This window comes from Allobosea sp. BE125, from assembly GCF_031456075.1.
Lineage (GTDB): Bacteria > Pseudomonadota > Alphaproteobacteria > Rhizobiales > Beijerinckiaceae > Allobosea.
Genome location: NZ_JAVDTY010000001.1, coordinates 730,456 through 745,679 on the forward strand (window position 1 = coordinate 730,456; position 15,224 = coordinate 745,679).

15 protein-coding genes are annotated in these 15,224 nt (G+C 65.8%); 14 read left to right on the forward strand and 1 reads right to left on the reverse strand.

Annotated elements, in window-relative coordinates; translation table 11 throughout:
- Positions 1 to 20 precede the first annotated feature (20 nt).
- Together ruvB and J2Y55_RS03420 are read left to right on the forward strand one after the other, a co-directional pair.
- Positions 21 to 1,043, forward strand: coding sequence for a Holliday junction branch migration DNA helicase RuvB (gene ruvB / locus J2Y55_RS03415; protein WP_092168862.1), 1,023 nt, complete (start codon positions 21 to 23; stop codon positions 1,041 to 1,043).
- Positions 1,043 to 1,594: a DUF3828 domain-containing protein gene (locus J2Y55_RS03420; protein ID WP_310147595.1), complete on the forward strand. Its 552-nt coding sequence runs from the start codon at positions 1,043 to 1,045 to the stop codon at positions 1,592 to 1,594. The genes ruvB and J2Y55_RS03420 overlap by 1 nt, the downstream gene beginning before the upstream one ends.
- A 194-nt stretch (positions 1,595 to 1,788) precedes the next feature.
- On the opposite strand, the gene J2Y55_RS03425 is transcribed toward J2Y55_RS03420, so the two are convergent.
- A complete protein-coding gene (locus J2Y55_RS03425) occupies positions 1,789 to 3,780 on the reverse strand; it encodes a glycosyltransferase family 2 protein (RefSeq protein ID WP_310147596.1) in 1,992 nt (663 codons plus the stop codon).
- A 230-nt stretch (positions 3,781 to 4,010) separates the two neighbouring features.
- On the opposite strand from J2Y55_RS03425, the gene ybgC reads away from it, so the two are divergent.
- From ybgC to ftsH, 12 genes are all read left to right on the forward strand, one after another.
- The gene (gene ybgC, locus J2Y55_RS03430; RefSeq protein ID WP_310147599.1) at positions 4,011 to 4,421 is read left to right on the forward strand and encodes a tol-pal system-associated acyl-CoA thioesterase; all 411 of its coding nucleotides are present in this window, start codon (positions 4,011 to 4,013) and stop codon (positions 4,419 to 4,421) included.
- A gap of 43 nt (positions 4,422 to 4,464) precedes the next feature.
- Positions 4,465 to 5,118 (forward strand): TetR/AcrR family transcriptional regulator, encoded by a 654-nt coding sequence (locus J2Y55_RS03435; RefSeq protein ID WP_310147601.1) that lies wholly within the window; start codon positions 4,465 to 4,467, stop codon positions 5,116 to 5,118.
- Positions 5,115 to 5,357, forward strand: coding sequence for a hypothetical protein (locus J2Y55_RS03440; protein ID WP_310147604.1), 243 nt, complete (start codon positions 5,115 to 5,117; stop codon positions 5,355 to 5,357). Before J2Y55_RS03435 ends, J2Y55_RS03440 begins: the two co-directional genes overlap by 4 nt.
- A 129-nt stretch (positions 5,358 to 5,486) precedes the next feature.
- The gene (locus tag J2Y55_RS03445) at positions 5,487 to 5,927 is read left to right on the forward strand and encodes a DUF2852 domain-containing protein (protein WP_310147606.1); all 441 of its coding nucleotides are present in this window, start codon (positions 5,487 to 5,489) and stop codon (positions 5,925 to 5,927) included.
- Positions 5,928 to 6,257: 330 nt separating this feature from the next.
- A complete protein-coding gene (gene tolQ / locus J2Y55_RS03450) occupies positions 6,258 to 6,968 on the forward strand; it encodes a protein TolQ (protein WP_069692956.1) in 711 nt (236 codons plus the stop codon).
- An 11-nt stretch (positions 6,969 to 6,979) separates the two neighbouring features.
- Positions 6,980 to 7,426: an ExbD/TolR family protein gene (locus J2Y55_RS03455; RefSeq protein WP_069692955.1), complete on the forward strand. Its 447-nt coding sequence runs from the start codon at positions 6,980 to 6,982 to the stop codon at positions 7,424 to 7,426.
- A gap of 28 nt (positions 7,427 to 7,454) precedes the next feature.
- Positions 7,455 to 8,660, forward strand: a complete 1,206-nt coding sequence (tolA, locus tag J2Y55_RS03460; RefSeq protein ID WP_310147611.1) for a cell envelope integrity protein TolA — start codon at positions 7,455 to 7,457, stop codon at positions 8,658 to 8,660.
- Positions 8,661 to 8,701: 41 nt separating this feature from the next.
- Entirely contained in the window at positions 8,702 to 10,003 is a 1,302-nt protein-coding gene (gene tolB, locus J2Y55_RS03465) for a Tol-Pal system beta propeller repeat protein TolB (RefSeq protein ID WP_404978820.1), read from the forward strand.
- Between the two features lie 343 nt (positions 10,004 to 10,346).
- Positions 10,347 to 10,850, forward strand: coding sequence for a peptidoglycan-associated lipoprotein Pal (gene pal / locus J2Y55_RS03470; RefSeq protein WP_310147614.1), 504 nt, complete (start codon positions 10,347 to 10,349; stop codon positions 10,848 to 10,850).
- Positions 10,851 to 10,978: 128 nt separating this feature from the next.
- Positions 10,979 to 11,908 carry a tol-pal system protein YbgF gene (ybgF, locus tag J2Y55_RS03475; protein WP_310147616.1) on the forward strand — a complete coding sequence of 310 codons (930 nt, stop codon included), beginning with the start codon at positions 10,979 to 10,981 and terminating at the stop codon, positions 11,906 to 11,908.
- Positions 11,905 to 12,960 (forward strand): tRNA lysidine(34) synthetase TilS, encoded by a 1,056-nt coding sequence (gene tilS, locus J2Y55_RS03480; RefSeq protein ID WP_310147618.1) that lies wholly within the window; start codon positions 11,905 to 11,907, stop codon positions 12,958 to 12,960. Before ybgF ends, tilS begins: the two co-directional genes overlap by 4 nt.
- Positions 12,961 to 13,062: 102 nt before the next feature.
- Complete coding sequence (gene ftsH / locus J2Y55_RS03485; protein WP_310147620.1) at positions 13,063 to 14,988, forward strand: ATP-dependent zinc metalloprotease FtsH; 1,926 nt, start codon at positions 13,063 to 13,065, stop codon at positions 14,986 to 14,988.
- The last annotated feature ends 236 nt before the right edge of the window (positions 14,989 to 15,224 follow it).

The following is a 15,224-nucleotide window of genomic DNA, read 5'->3' on the forward strand; positions in this document are numbered from 1 at the left end:
CGCCGCGCCGTCCCGGCCTGATGACAGCCGACCGTCGCGACGACGACAGCGAGAGCTCGCTGCGGCCGCTTTCGCTCGCCGATTTTACCGGCCAGGCGGCGGCGCGGGCCAATCTCCAGGTCTTCATCAATGCCGCCAAGTCGCGCGGCGATGCACTCGACCACGTCCTCTTCGTCGGGCCACCCGGCCTGGGCAAGACCACGCTGGCGCAGATCGTGGCGCGCGAGCTCGGCGTCAATTTCCGCTCGACCTCGGGGCCCGTCATCGCCAAGGCCGGCGATCTTGCGGCGCAGCTCACCAATCTCGAGGAGCGCGACGTGCTCTTCATCGACGAGATCCACCGGCTCAGCCCGGCGGTCGAGGAAATCCTCTACCCGGCGATGGAGGATTATCAGCTCGATCTGATCATCGGCGAGGGGCCGGCCGCGCGCTCGGTCAAGATCGACCTGCCGAAATTTACTCTCGTTGGCGCGACCACCCGTGCCGGCCTGTTGACCACGCCCTTGCGTGACCGCTTCGGCATCCCGATCCGGCTCCAGTTCTACACGGTCGAGGAGTTGCAGGGCATCGTCGCGCGCGGCGCCCGCGTGCTCGGCGTGCCGATGTCCGATGACGGCGCCAACGAGATCGCCAAGCGCTCCCGCGGAACGCCGCGAATCGCCGGGCGCCTGCTCAGGCGTGTGCGCGACTTCGCCATCGTCGATGGAGATGCCATCGTCACGCGCTCCGTCGCCGACAAGGCGCTGCATCTGCTCGATGTCGACGCGATCGGCCTCGACCAGATGGATCGGCGCTACCTCACCATGGTCGCGATCAATTTCGGCGGTGGCCCGGTCGGGATCGAGACGATCGCCGCTTCGCTTTCGGAGCCGCGCGATGCGATCGAGGAGATCATCGAGCCCTTCCTGCTGCAGCAGGGCTTCATCCAGCGCACCCCGCGCGGCCGGCTTCTGACGCCGCACGCATTCCGCCACCTCGGCATGCCGGAGCCCGCGCGCGAGACGGCGCAGTTCGGGCTGTTCGGGGACGGCGAGGAGGAGTGATGCTGCCGACGATCCGGACCGCTCTGCTGGCGATGGCGTTGACGCTGCCGCCGGCTGTTTGGGCGCGAGCGGCCTATGCGGCTGAAACCTCGCCCGAAGCCACGGTTCGCGAAGCCTATGCGATCACGATCCGCGAGCTTGCCGATATCGAGGCCGGCAAGAAGGCCATCCAACCGCCTTTCCGGCCGCCGCACCGGCAGCGATTGATGACCAAGGAGCTCTCGGCGCTGTTCGCGCGCGACGAGCAATTCATGAAAGAGAGCGGCGATCAGGGCAATATCGGCTCTGATCCCTTCATCAGCGGGCAGGATGGCGAGGTCAAGCAACTGCGCGTCACGGTCGCCGAGCGTTCGGTCGCGAGCGCCACGGTCTTCGCCGACTTCATCAGCTTCGGCCCGGTGCGCGTCACCTTCCGGATGAAGCTGGAAGATGGGCGCTGGCGCATCGACGACATCGTCAACCGGATGGAGGGCAAGGACTACACGGTTCGCAGCCAGCTTTCGCAGCCCTATGATTGCGGCTCCTTCATGAAAAAGCCCTGCAAGCGGTAGAGCATTTCCGAGCGAAGTGGACACCGGTTCGCGTGAAGACAATGCGGTAAAACAAGAAGATAGAGCATTTCCGCATTTCGGAGATGCGCGGAAATGCTCTAGCGCCAAAGCCGCCCCGTCAATCGCAGGCTCCGGCAGATATAAAGCCGTAGGCCTGCCGCCTTGGGATCGGGGGTGTCGGTGGGTTTGGCTGCTCATCTGAGCTTGCGCCATGGTTCCCAAGACGCCCGTTGCCGCGGTGGCCATGCGAGCGCGAAATCGTCGGCAGCGTTGTCGAAATTCGGGCTGTAGAACGGATCGTTCAGCAGTTCGCCGCGCCAGGATGCCTGCATGAAGCGGCATTCGCGGTGGAAGCGGTCTCTGGTGTCTGGCCTGTCGTCTGAGGGACGCGAAGCCGATTCGAGATGGTAGAGCACGGCATTGGGCGTCCAGACGACACGCAGGCCATGCTGGCGGACTTTCATGCACAGGTCGACGTCGTTGAAGGCGACCTTGAGCCTCGTATCGTCCAGGCCTCCGACAGCCTCATAGACCTCGCGGCGGATCGCCAGGCAGGCTCCGGTGACGGCGCCGACGTCCCGGGTCAGGCCGAGATGGCCGAAATAGCCGGGATCCGTGGCGCTGCGGAACAGGCCGATATGGCCGGCGATACCCGGTCCGCCGTCGAAGGAGCCGGCGCCGAGCCTGACCCCGGCATGCTGGATCTTTCCGCTGCCGTAGAGGAGCTTTGCGCCGACAACGCCGATATCGGGCCGAACCACGAGGCTGACCAACTCGTTGAGCCAGTCATCGGCAATGACCTCGATGTCGTTGTTGAGCAGGAGCAGGATATCGCCCCGCGCCTGTCGGGCGGCGACATTGTTGAGGGCGGAGTAGTTGAACTCTCCGTCGATGCGCAGGATGCGCACGCGCTCGTCGCGTTCGAGAGTGTCCAGGAGAGCCAGGGCATCGTCCTCGACGCTGCCATTGTCGACGACGATGACCTCGAGCGCGGGATAGGCCGTCTTTCGCAGCAGCCCGTCCATGCAGCTGCGCAGAAGTGCGGCGCGATCGCGCGTCGGCACGATGACCGTGACGAGGGGCGCCGGATCGGGAACCGGCCATTCGACGCGGTTCCATATCCTGGCGAGCGGCGCTTCCGAGACCTTGGCGGCGCTGTGCCCCGTGCGGTCGAGATGTCGCCTCACGGCCATGCGGGCATTGCGCAGGCAGGCTTCCAGGCGCCGCTGCGAGAAAGAACCGCCGCCGGATTCCTGCCGCCAATGATACAGAACGAACGGAATATGCCGGATGCGGCCTGGGTCGATCACCTCGATCGCGCGCAAGGCGAGATCGTAATCCTGGCTGCCGTCCAGCGATGGATCGAGGCCGCCGACCCGCTCGAGCAAGGCCCTGCGATAGACCGCGAGATGGTTGATCAGGTTCTGGCCCAGCAACAGATCGTAACTGTATTCCGGCTTGAAATAGGGCGCGCTGCGCCGGCCTTTCTCATCGACCTTGTCCTCGTCGGAAAACAGCAGATCGGTCTTGGGATGCCGATCCAGCTCGGCGGCGATTTCATAGAGAGCCCGTTCCGCCAGGAGGTCGTCATGGTCGAGCAAGGCGACGAATTCGCCCGTTGCGAGCGCGAGCGCGCTATTGGTCGCTTCCGCGATGCCGCCGTTCGTCTCGCGGCGAATCCAGCGAATGCGCGAGTCGAGCGCGGCCTGTTCGCGCAGAATGTCGGCGACATGGCTGGAGGGCGATGCGTCGTCGGCGATGCAGAGTTCCCAATGCGGATAGGCTTGGCCGCGCACCGACTCGATTGTCTCGCGCAGGATACGCGCGGGCGTCTGATAGGCCGGCACCACCACCGAAATCAGCGGCCGGCGGGGCATCGCCGCGATATGGCGGCGGATCGCGAACCGGTCGGCGGCGCTCAACGTGTCGTAGGATGAAACCCATTTGCAGTAGGAAAATCCGGCCCGGGGCCGCATGGCCGGAGGCGCGAAGGGGGCTGCGAGCAGGTCTCCGACGGCCGGCCAGCCGCCGCTAGAGTAGCGTTGCCGGGCCAGTTCCAGGCGCCGGGACATCCGGTGCGGGGTCGCCAGCCAATAGCACAACCGTGTCGCCGTGCGAGCAAAGGAGCCCTTTCGCTGCCACCATGTGCTGTCGGCTATCTTGTAGACTGTCTGATGCAGAGCCATCCGCGCCTCGTGCTGCGTCCGGACGGAACTGCCCGGCAACCGTTGTGGCTGCGGATGCCGCTGCCGCGGCGTGGCGCTTCTTGGGCAGTTGATCGACGGAAATGTCGCCCGGCGTTGCGGGATTGTTTCAGGCTCACGGCTGCGCCTGATCGTGCTAGAGGGCCGGTTGACCCATCGCCGAGGCCCTGCATGTCCGCATGCGGCGCCTTCGCTCAGCAGAGTATTCGATCGTGACCGCCCACCGGCTTTCCGTCCGCGTCTATTACGAGGACACCGATTTTTCCGGCGTCGTCTATCACGCCTCCTATCTGCGCTTCATGGAGCGCGGGCGCACCGAACTGATCCGGTCGCTGGGCATCGAGCAGCGCGAATTGTTCGATGGGGGCACCGCGCTCGGCTTCGCCGTGCGCAAGATGGCGATCGAGTTCATCCGGCCTGCGGTGATGGACGATCTCTTGACGGTGGAGACACGCTCGGTCGCGGCGCGCGGGGCGACCATGGATGTCGAGCAGCGGGTGCTGCGCGGCGAGGATGTCCTGGTCACGGCCCAGGTCCTGGTCGCCTGCGTCGGCGGTGGGCGGGCGCGGCGGATTCCGGACGGACTCAGACGCAGGCTCGAAGGCGGGACGGACGAGGCGTAATGCATAGTCGACGCTGGCCTGGCGCCATGTTAGCGCTCGATACATGAGCTGGAAGCGCAACACCCCCGATCCGCCACGCGGCTATCATCACGGCAATCTCAAGGAAGAGCTTGTGCGCGCGGCTCTCGGGCTGATCGGGGAGAAGGGGCCCAACGGCTTCACCTTCGCCGAGGCCGCGCGGCTTGCCGGCGTTAGCCCGGCCGCGCCCTATCGGCACTACCGTGACAAGGACGCGCTGCTGGCCGATGTCGCGGCGCGCGGTTTCCTGGTGTTCGAGGCGGCGCTGTCGCGCGCCTGGGACCAGGGCAGGCCGGATCCGGAGACGGCGTTCCACCGGCTCGGGCGTGCCTATCTCGCCTTCGCCCATGACGAGCCGGCCTATTACTCGGCGATGTTCGAGGCCGGGGTACCGCTCGATGCGAGCCCCGAACTGCGCAGCGCGGCGGACCGCGCCTTCCAGGGCCTGCGCGCCGCCTCCGAGGCGCTGATCGTGCTGCTGCCGGTGGGTAAACGGCCGCCGGCGCTGATGATGGCGCTGCATGTCTGGTCGATGTCGCATGGCGTCGCGGCGCTGTTCGGCCGGGCCGATGGCGGCCGGCGGCCGCTGCCGATGTCGGCGGCCGAGCTGCTCGAAGCCGGCATGCTGATCTATCTGCAAGGGCTGGGGCTGGGCTCACTCAAGGATCCGAGCCCATGACCGAGGTAACGGATACACAGATCGACGAAGCGATCCTCTCCGAACTAGAGCCAAATTCTCTTAAGACCGCCCGGATCATGGTTCTCGTTGGAGAGCGGTTTCATGCGTCGGATCGATCATTCCTCGATAGGGTCGAGACGCGCATCGGTGTGTTGATCGAGGCTGGAAACGTTAGATTGTACGGTAACTTGGCCAATTGGCGCCGTAGCGAGCTTACCTTGATGCCATCCGATGGGTGAGCGCTTCGGATTGCTTCCGCCTTTGAGTTCCGGCTAGGGAGCTCTGTCCGAGCGATCTTGACAAAAGCCGTCAGCCCATCCATCTATGTAAATGTGATTTACATTCACTCCTTTCACGGTGAGGGAACAATGCCGATCGTCGCGAAGCTGGACGAGTTTGGGAGAGGGGCCTGGATCGCCTTCACGGTCCTGGGCTTCATGGTTTGGTGGCCTCTGGGTCTGGCGACCCTGGCCTTTACGATAGGGAGCGGTCGCATGGGATGCGGATATGCCGGGGCCGGCCGTCAGGAATATCGGATGAGCCGCCTCCAGGAGAAGATGGATCGCCTGCGTAGCCGCATGGGCGGCGAGGGCAGTGGTTTTGGCGGCGGCGGCTGGCATCGCGGCCCGTCGAGCGGCAACCGTGCCTTCGACGAATATCGCCAGGAGACGCTGCGTCGTCTCGAGGACGAGCAGCGCGAGTTCCACGACTTCCTGGGACGGCTGCGCATGGCCCGGGACAAGGCCGAGTTCGACCAGTTCATGGCCGACCGGCGTGGCGGAGAGGCCACGCCTCCCACCGCCGGCTGACGCTCATAACGCACGACGACCTGTCGTTGCAGCCTCGCCCGCCCCGGACAACCGGGGCGGGCGTTTTCGTTTGCGCCCTGATCAGGCCTGCGTTGGCCGCATGGCGCGTATACCGGGCATTAACCTTGCTGGAGGCTTAACTCGATACCGAGCATGCGTTTCGCAGGAAACCCCGTTTCGGCCCATCTTTCGCCGGATTTTCAAGCGATTGACGGCATCGGCAGTTCCCCGGATCGCGGATCGGGCGGCGGCGTGGGGTCTCTCGCGACGCGTGCGGCGGGTGTTGCGTCGGGAAATCCGGCGCACTCGCTAATGCAGAAGGATGACAGGATGAACCCCGCCGATGTCGCGCAAGCCGCGCCGCAGATCGACATGTCGTTCTGGACGCTGTTCTGGCACGCTCATATCGTCGTCAAGCTGGTGATGTGCGGATTGATCGGCGCCTCGATCTGGTGCTGGTCGATCATTATCGACAAATCGCTGCTCTATCGCCGCACGCGCCGGGACATGGACGCCTTCGAGGAAGGCTTCTGGTCAGGCCGTTCGCTCGAGGAGCTCTACCGCGACCTGTCCAGCAAGCCGGCCAATGACATGGCCGCGGTCTTCGTCGCAGCGATGCGGGAGTGGAAGCGCTCCTTCGAGAATGGCGGGCGCTCGGTCGCCAGCCTGTCGCAGCGCATCGACAAGGTGCTCGACGTCACCATCCAGCGCGAGACCGAGCGGCTCGAATCGAAGCTGCTCGTGCTCTCGACCATCGCCTCCTCGGCGCCCTTCATCGGCCTGTTCGGTACGGTCTGGGGCATCATGCATTCCTTCACCGCCATCGCCGTCTCGAAGAATTCGTCGCTTGCCGTGGTGGCGCCCGGCATCGCCGAGGCGCTGTTTGCCACCGCAATCGGTTTGTTCGCCGCGATTCCGGCACTGATGGCCTATAACAAGCTCCAGGCCGAGGTCGCCAAGGCGCAGAACCGGCTGGAGGCCTTTGCCGACGAATTCTCCGCGATCCTGTCGCGGCAGATCGACGAGCGGCTGGCGGCGTAAGGGCAAGCAAAATGGGTATGTCAGCAGCATCCGGCGCGAAGGCCGGGGGGCGACGCGGCCGGCGGGGCCGGCGCCATGGCGCCATCGCCGAGATCAATATGACGCCGTTCATCGACGTCATGCTGGTTTTGCTGATCATTTTCATGGTCGCGGCGCCCCTGATCGCGACCGGTGTACCGCTCGATCTGCCGCAGACCGGCGCCAAGCCGATCAATGTCGACCAGAAGCCGGTCACCATCGCCATCGACAGCAAGGGCCAGATCTTTCTGCAGGATCAGCCGACGCTGGAGCCCGATCTGGTGATGAAGCTGCAGGGTCTCGCCAAGCAGGGCTTCGACGAACGCATCTATGTCCGCGGCGATCGCATGGTCGATTACGGCCGTGTCGCCTCGGTGATGTCGACCATCACATCGGCAGGTTTCAAGCGAGTCGCGCTGGTCACCGAACCGGCGCGGTGAAGACGAGTGCAGTGAGGGTGTTCCAGGCGTGAAGCTTACGACCTCCGAACCGGGCATGATTGTGTCGGCGCTGGGCCACGCGACGTTTCTCGTCGCGGGGTTGCTGGCGTTCGCCTCGCCGGTGCCGCTGCCGGAGAACGAGGAGGCGATTGCCGTCGAGGTGGTCGATCCCAGCGCGCTGAACCAGGTCACGCGCGGCGAACGCAAGGCCGAGAAGGTCCAGGAGCAGCCGATCCAGCGCGCCGAGCGCCAATCCGAGATCGTCGAGCGCAAGGAGGCGGGCGAGGCCAAGCTGGACACGCCCGCGCCGCCGAGCCGGCCGGTGGAACTCAAGACCGCCGACGACAACGCGGCTGCCCCGCTGCCGCCCTCGCGCGCCGCACTGCTGCCGAAGGCCGAGCCGAAGGTCACGCCGCCGGAGCCGGTGAAGCAGCCGCCGCAGAAGGCCGAGCCGAAGGCGGAGCCGAAGCCCGATATCAAGCGCGAGGAGCTGGCGAAGCTCGCCTTGGACGCCGAACTCGAATCCAAGGCGAAGCAGGCCGAGGAAGAGGCCAAGGCCGCCGCCAAGGCGAAGTCCGAAGCCGAGGCTCAGGCCAGGCAGGAGGCTGCCGCCAAGGCCAAGGCCGAGGCGCAGGCCAAGGCGGAAGCCGCCGAGGCGGCCAAGCAGAAGGCCGAAGCCATCGCCAAGGCAAAGTCTGAAGCCGAGGCCAAGGCGAAGATCGTCGCTGCCGCAAAGGCGAAGCAGGAGGCCGAGGCCAAGGCCAAGCGCGAGGCTGAGATCGCCAAGAACTTCAACCCGACCGACATCGCCAAGCTGCTGCAATCGAAGGAGCAGGCGCAATCCTCGGGATCGGCTGCGCCGCAGGTCAACCGCACGGCTTCGCTGGGCACAGAACGCGGCGCGTCGCAGAAGCTCAGCCCTTCGCTCCGGGCTCAGCTCATCGGCATCATCCAGGACCAGTTGCTGAAGTGCTGGAACGTGCCGATCGCGCTCGCCAACGCCAAGGGCTCGGTGGTGCCTTCCGTGCGGATGAAGCTGAACACGGACGGCTCACTGGTGGGGCAGCCTGGCGTTGTCAACTCGTCGTCGGATCCGCTGTTCAGGGTGGCGGCCGATTCCGCCCTGACCGCAACCCGCCGCTGCGCGCCTTTGCGCATTCCGGCTCAATTCGCTTCCTATTATGACGACTGGCGCGACGTCGTCGTCAATTTCGACGCAAGGGACGTACTGTGACCCTCATCGACCGCAAAATCCTTTCGCCGGTTGCCAACGGACTGACGCGCCGCGGCGCGCTTGCCCTGGGCGGCGCGGCGTTGTTCGTGCCGGCCGTGGCGAAGGCCGAACTCGTCATCGATCTGCGCGGCGGCTCGTTCCAGCCGCTGCCGATCGCCATTGCCGATTTTGCCGGCGATGGCGGCGTGCTGGTCTCGGGCGTGATCACCAACAATCTCAAGCGCTCCGGCTATTTCACGCCGATCGACAAGAGCCGCCATCCCGACAGGAACCCGCCCTTCGATTCCGTCCCGCAATTCGAGGCCTGGAAAGCGGCGGGCGTCCAGGCGCTGGTGACGGGCCGTGTCTCGCGCGACGGTTCGGGCCGCATCAAGGCCGAGTTCCGGCTCTGGGACGTGACCACCGGCACGCAGACCGACGGCCAGCAATATTTCACCGACCCGAGCAATAACCGCCGTGTCGGCCACATCATTTCCGATGCGATTTTCACCAAGGTCACCGGCGTCGGCGGCTTCTTCGACACGCGCGTCGTCTTCGTCGACGAATCCGGGCCGAAGGAGAACCGGCGCAAGCGCCTCGCCATCATGGACCAGGACGGCGCCAATGTGCGCTATCTGACCAATGGCGACGTCTCCGTGGTGACGCCGCGCTACTCGCCGGTGGCCCAGGAGGTCACCTATATGTCGCAGCGCATGGGCGAGCAGCCGCGCGTGCATGTGCTCAACATCGAGACCGGCCAGCGCCAGGTCGTCGGCAATTTCCCCGACATGACCTCGAGCCCGCGCTTCTCGCCCAATGGCGCGCGCATCGCGCTCTCCCTCCAGCAGGGTGGCAACGCCAATCTCTACGCCATGGATATCGGCTCGCGCACCACGACGCGGTTGACATCGACGGGCGCGATCGACACCTCGCCATCCTATTCGCCTGATGGCACGCAGATCGTCTTCGAGAGCGACCGTGGCGGCTCGCAACAGCTCTATCTGATGCCTTCGAGCGGTGGCGAGGGCAAACGCCTCTCCTTCGGCGCAGGCTCCTATTCGCAGCCCTCATGGTCGCCGCGTGGCGATCTGATCGCCTTCACCCGGCGTGGCGCGGGCGGTTTCGCGATCGGCGTGATGCGTGCGGACGGTTCGGGCGAGCGGGTTTTGACCGAAGGGTTCCACAATGAAGCCCCGAACTGGGCGCCCAACGGCCAGTACATCATGTTCTTCCGCGATCCTGGCGGACAGTCGGGCGGAAAACTCTATATGGTCGACATCACCGGGCGCGTCGAAGTGCCGGTGCCGACGCCGGCCTTCGCCTCGGATCCGACCTGGTCGCCGCTGCTGACGGCGGGGAGATGACGCGGCTCCTGTCCTGGCCCTCATCGTGAGGAGCGGGCGCTAGCCCGCGTCTTGCAGGGATGTTTCAGCCGTCTCGGGAGCCGCCTGAAGCATCCTTCGAGACGCCGCTTTGCGGCTCCTCGGTATGAGGGCTGTGCAGGATCGAGGGACAAGAAGCGATGTATTCGCGCCACACAGCCGGGAAAGCCGCATTTCGCAGCGTTTGGTTAACCATATGCCGTAATGCCGCCACTTCGCCTTGTTTTGGCAAGGTCTCGTTTAGGTTGACGCTTCATTGATGGGCTCCTGTGCAACGCCGTCCGTGAGCCGCGCCCCGCAGATTCGATTGCCCCGGAGTCAAACCATGCTTGCCACTCTTCTTGCCGGCGGCCGTGCCGTCCGCTTCGCCGCCGCGATCGCGGCCTCGCTCGCGCTCGGCGCCTGCGCCAACAACAACCAGAATGCCGACGGTTTCGGCGCCGGCGGCGCCGCCACGCCCGGCAGCGCCCAGGATTTCGTCGTCAATGTCGGCGACCGCGTCTTCTTCGAGACCGATTCGACCGATCTGACGTCGACCGCGACCGCCACGCTCGACAAGCAGTCGGCCTGGCTGCAGCGCTATCCGCGCTACACCTTCGTGGTCGAAGGTCATGCCGATGAGCGCGGTACGCGCGAATACAACTTCTCGCTCTCGGCCCGCCGGGCCCAGACCGTGCGCGACTATCTCGCTTCGCGCGGCATCCAGGGCAACCGCATGCGCATCGTCTCCTATGGCAAGGAACGCCCGGTCGCTGTTTGCAACGACATCTCGTGCTGGTCGCAGAACCGCCGCTCGGTGACGGTGCTCGACGGGGCCGGCGGCGTCTGATCGCCACCCAACCTCCCGTTCAAGCTTGGGCCGGCGCCTTCCGAAGAGGAAGCCGCCGGCCCTTTCATATTTTGGCCGTGGTGAGGGCGTGTTATAGCGCCCAAATCAAGCGCAACCGGTTGTCGACAATGCTCAAAGACGTCGCTCTTCATCGCAAGGCCCATTCCCTGCTGGTCGTCCTGGCCGCAGGCTGGATGGCGTTCGCCATGGCGGCACCCGCGCGAGCCCAGGACGCGGCCGAACTCACCGTGCGCACCGCGCGGCTCGAGAACCAGTTGCGTCAGCTCTCCGGGCAGATCGAGCAGCTCCAGTTCGAGAACAAGCGTCTCACCGAGCAGTTGCGCAAGTTTCAGGAAGATGTCGATTTCCGTTTGAACGAGCGTGGCGGCGGCCGCACTGGTGGGGCCGCGCCTGCAACGGCGCCGAGCAACGCACCTGCTGGCGGCCAGCGCCAGCGCCGCGGCGATGCCTTCGATCCCACGACGCAGCAAGGGGCGGCCGGCGCGCCGCGCTCGCTCGGCGGCGGTGTGGAAGGCATCATCGAGGAGGATTTCGCGGGCACGCCCGGTCAGGGACCGCTCGACATCCAAGGTGTCGGCCGCCCGGTGCCGCAAGGCGCCTTGCCCCCGGCGGTTCCGCGCGGGCCGAGCGTGGCCGCGACAGGCGGCGCGAGCTCGGCCAAGGAAGCCTATGACATCGCCTACGCCTCGGTGCTGCGCAAGGAATACGAGCAGGCCGAGATGGGCTTCCGCCAGTTCCTGCAGAGCTATCCGCGCGACCGGCTCGCCGCCGACGCGACCTATTGGCTGGGCGAGAGCTATTTCCAGCGCCAGCGCTATCGCGAGGCGGCCGAGCAGTTCCTGAAGATCTCGCGCGAGAACCCGCGTTCCAACAAGGCGCCCGACAGCCTGCTCAGGCTTGGCATGGCCCTGAACGGGCTGGGCGCGCGCGATCAGGCTTGCGCCACCTACGCCAAGGTCGGCGTCGATTATCCCGCTGCCTCCAACGCGGTGCGTCAGGGCGTCGAGCGCGAGCGCCGCCGCTCCGGTTGCGCTTGAGCGCGCAGCCGGCCCTGGTCGCCGAGCACGAGCCGGTCCTCGCCGGCGAGGCGGAGGCGCTTTTCGCCGATCTCGCCAATGAACCGAGATTGCTCGTCGCGGTCTCGGGCGGGCCGGATTCGGTTGCGCTGTTGGCTTTGCTCGCTGAATGGGCGGGCCGCCCCGGACGGCCCGAGATCGTCGCCGCGACGATCGATCATGGTCTACGCGAAGGTTCCGCCGCCGAGGCGCAGGCCGTGGCCCGGCTTTGCGACGGGCTCGGCGTTCCCCACGCGCTCCTGTCCTGGCTCGGCCCAAAGCCCGCGACCGGCTTGCAAAACCGGGCGCGAACAGCCCGCTACCATCTGCTTGCCCGTGAGGCCGAGCGGCGCGGCGGCGCGGTGGTCGTCACCGCCCATACGCTGGACGATCAGGCCGAGACCCTGCTGATGCGCATGGCGCACGGCTCGGGACCAGCCGGGCTTGTCGGGATGCGGGTGCGCAGCCGCCGGGACGGCATCGTGCTGGCGCGGCCGCTGCTGAGCGTCTCCAAGGCGCGGCTCGTTGCGACCGCCCGGGCACGCTGCCTGTGGTTCGCCGCCGATCCGAGCAATCTCGACCCGCGCTTCGAGCGCGTGCGCTGGCGCATGCTGATGCCGGCACTGTCGGAGGCCGGCCTCGACGCCGATCGCCTGGGGACGCTGGCGATGCGGCTGGCGCGCATGGAAAGCGCGCTGGCGAGCCAGGTCGAGGCGCTCTGGCCGGCGATCGTCATGCCCTGCGATGAGGCCGGTGCGGTCAAGCTTGGCTTCGCTACCCTGCTCGCGCATCCCGAGGAGATGGTGTTGCGCCTGCTGGCGCGGGCCGTCGACATCGTCGCAGCCGATGACGACGCGGTGACGCGGCTGGAGAGGCTCGAAAGCTGCGGTTTTGCGTTGATTGAGGCGGCCCAGGCGCAGTTTGCCTTGACACGGACATTGTCGGGGTGCGTGCTGACGCTTGGTCGCGATGGCGTCCTTTGCGTGCGGCGCGAGCCTGTCCGCAAGCGGGGCGTTCACCCTGCGGCGTCATAAGGTCTGGTCGATCGGCCCGTTTCCCTTGGCAAGGGCGTGTGCCGCACCTAGATTAGCCTAGCAAACCCTTGGCCTCCTCCGGCAGGCCTGATCGGACTGGTGATGAATCCGAACTTCCGTAATTTCGCCCTTTGGGTGGTGATCTTCCTGCTGGTTCTGGCGCTCGTCACGCTCTTCCAGAGCCCAAGCCAGCGCGCCAGCACCAATGAAATTCCCTACAGCCAGCTGATCAACGAGTCGGAGGCCGGGCGCATCGCCAATGTGGTGGTCGCCGGCCAGGAGATTTCCGGCACCTTCTCGGATGGCCGCAGCTTCGTGACCTATGCGCCTTATGGCGACCCGGCACTGCTCAAGACCTTGGCCCAGAAGGGCGTTCAGGTCTCGGCGCGGGCGCCTTCGGAAGGCACGCCCTGGTTCATGGCGCTGCTGGTGAATTCGCTGCCCTTCGTCATCTTCATCGGCCTGTGGATCTTCATGTCCCGCCAGATGCAGAATGGCGCCGGCAGGGCCATGGGCTTCGGCAAATCCAAGGCGAAGCTCCTGACCGAGGCGCATGGCCGCGTCACTTTCGAGGACGTTGCGGGCATCGACGAGGCCAAGGAAGACCTTCAGGAGATCGTCGAATTCCTGCGCGATCCGCAGAAGTTCCAGCGGCTGGGCGGGCGTATCCCGCGCGGCGTGTTGCTGGTCGGCCCTCCCGGTACCGGCAAGACCTTGACCGCGCGCGCCGTCGCCGGCGAGGCGAATGTGCCGTTCTTCACGATCTCAGGTTCCGACTTCGTCGAGATGTTCGTGGGCGTCGGCGCAAGCCGTGTGCGCGACATGTTCGAGCAGGCCAAGAAGAACTCGCCCTGCATCATCTTCATCGACGAAATCGACGCGGTCGGCCGCCATCGCGGTGCCGGCCTCGGCGGCGGCAATGACGAGCGCGAGCAGACGCTTAATCAGCTTCTCGTCGAAATGGACGGCTTCGAGGCGAATGAAGGCGTCATCATCATCGCCGCCACCAACCGCCCCGACGTGCTCGACCCCGCGCTGCTGCGTCCGGGCCGTTTCGACCGCCAGATCGTCGTGCCGAACCCCGATGTCGCCGGTCGCGAGAAGATCCTGCGCGTCCATGTCCGCAAGGTGCCGATGGCGCCGGACGTCGACCTCAAGATCTTGGCCCGCGGCACGCCGGGTTTCTCGGGCGCCGACCTGATGAACCTGGTCAACGAGGCGGCGCTGCTTGCGGCCCGTCGCGGCAAGCGCATGGTCACCCATGGCGAATTCGAGGACGCCAAGGACAAGGTCATGATGGGCGCCGAGCGCAAATCCATGGCGATGTCCGAGGAAGAGAAGAAGCTGACCGCCTATCACGAGGCGGGCCACGCCATCGTCGGCCTTTATGTTCCCGCCGGCATCCCGGTCCATAAGGCGACGATCATCCCGCGCGGTCGTGCGCTCGGCATGGTCAAGTTCCTGCCGGAGGGCGACCGCTATTCCATGAAGTTCAAGGAGTTCACCTCGCAGCTTGCGGTCGCCATGGGCGGGCGCGTGGCGGAAGAGATGACCTTCGGCATGGAGAACGTCACCTCAGGCGCGACCGGCGACATCCAGCAGGCGACCAAGATGGCCAAGGCCATGGTCACCCAGATGGGCTATTCCGAGGAGCTCGGCCTGGTCGCCTATGGCGACAACCAGGAGGAGGTTTTCCTCGGCATGTCGATGGGCCGGACCCAGAGCCTGTCGGAAGCCACCGCGCAGAAGATCGATAGCGAGGTCCGCAAGCTCGTCCACCAGGGCTATCTCGACGCCAAGGCGATCCTGACAGAGCACCATGAACAGTTCGTCGAGGTGGCTGAGGCGCTGCTCGAATTCGAGACACTGACCGGCGACGAGATCCGCGACCTGATCGCTGGCAAGCGCCCGGTGCGCGAGACCGACGACACCCCGCATGCACCGCGCGGTTCGGCGGTTCCCAGCGCCGGCCGCGGTCGCAAGCGTGGCGAACCCGATGCCGGGCTGGAGCCGCAGCCGCAGATCTGAAGCGAAGTCCTCTTGCGATTGGAAAAGGCGGCCGCGATGGCCGCCTTTTTCTTGTGAGCCGTAGTTTTCACTTCTCGGAATGATGCGGTGGTTTCGAGTGTAGCTGTCCGATCGCAGTCAATGGCGGCGTCTTGCGCCCGCTCCGCTCCGTGGTCGGATAGGATTCGTCACAAATCGTGAGAAGGCGGAAACCAATTCCGGCTATAGAAGGAAGCCGGATCGAGCCTGCGGGCTCG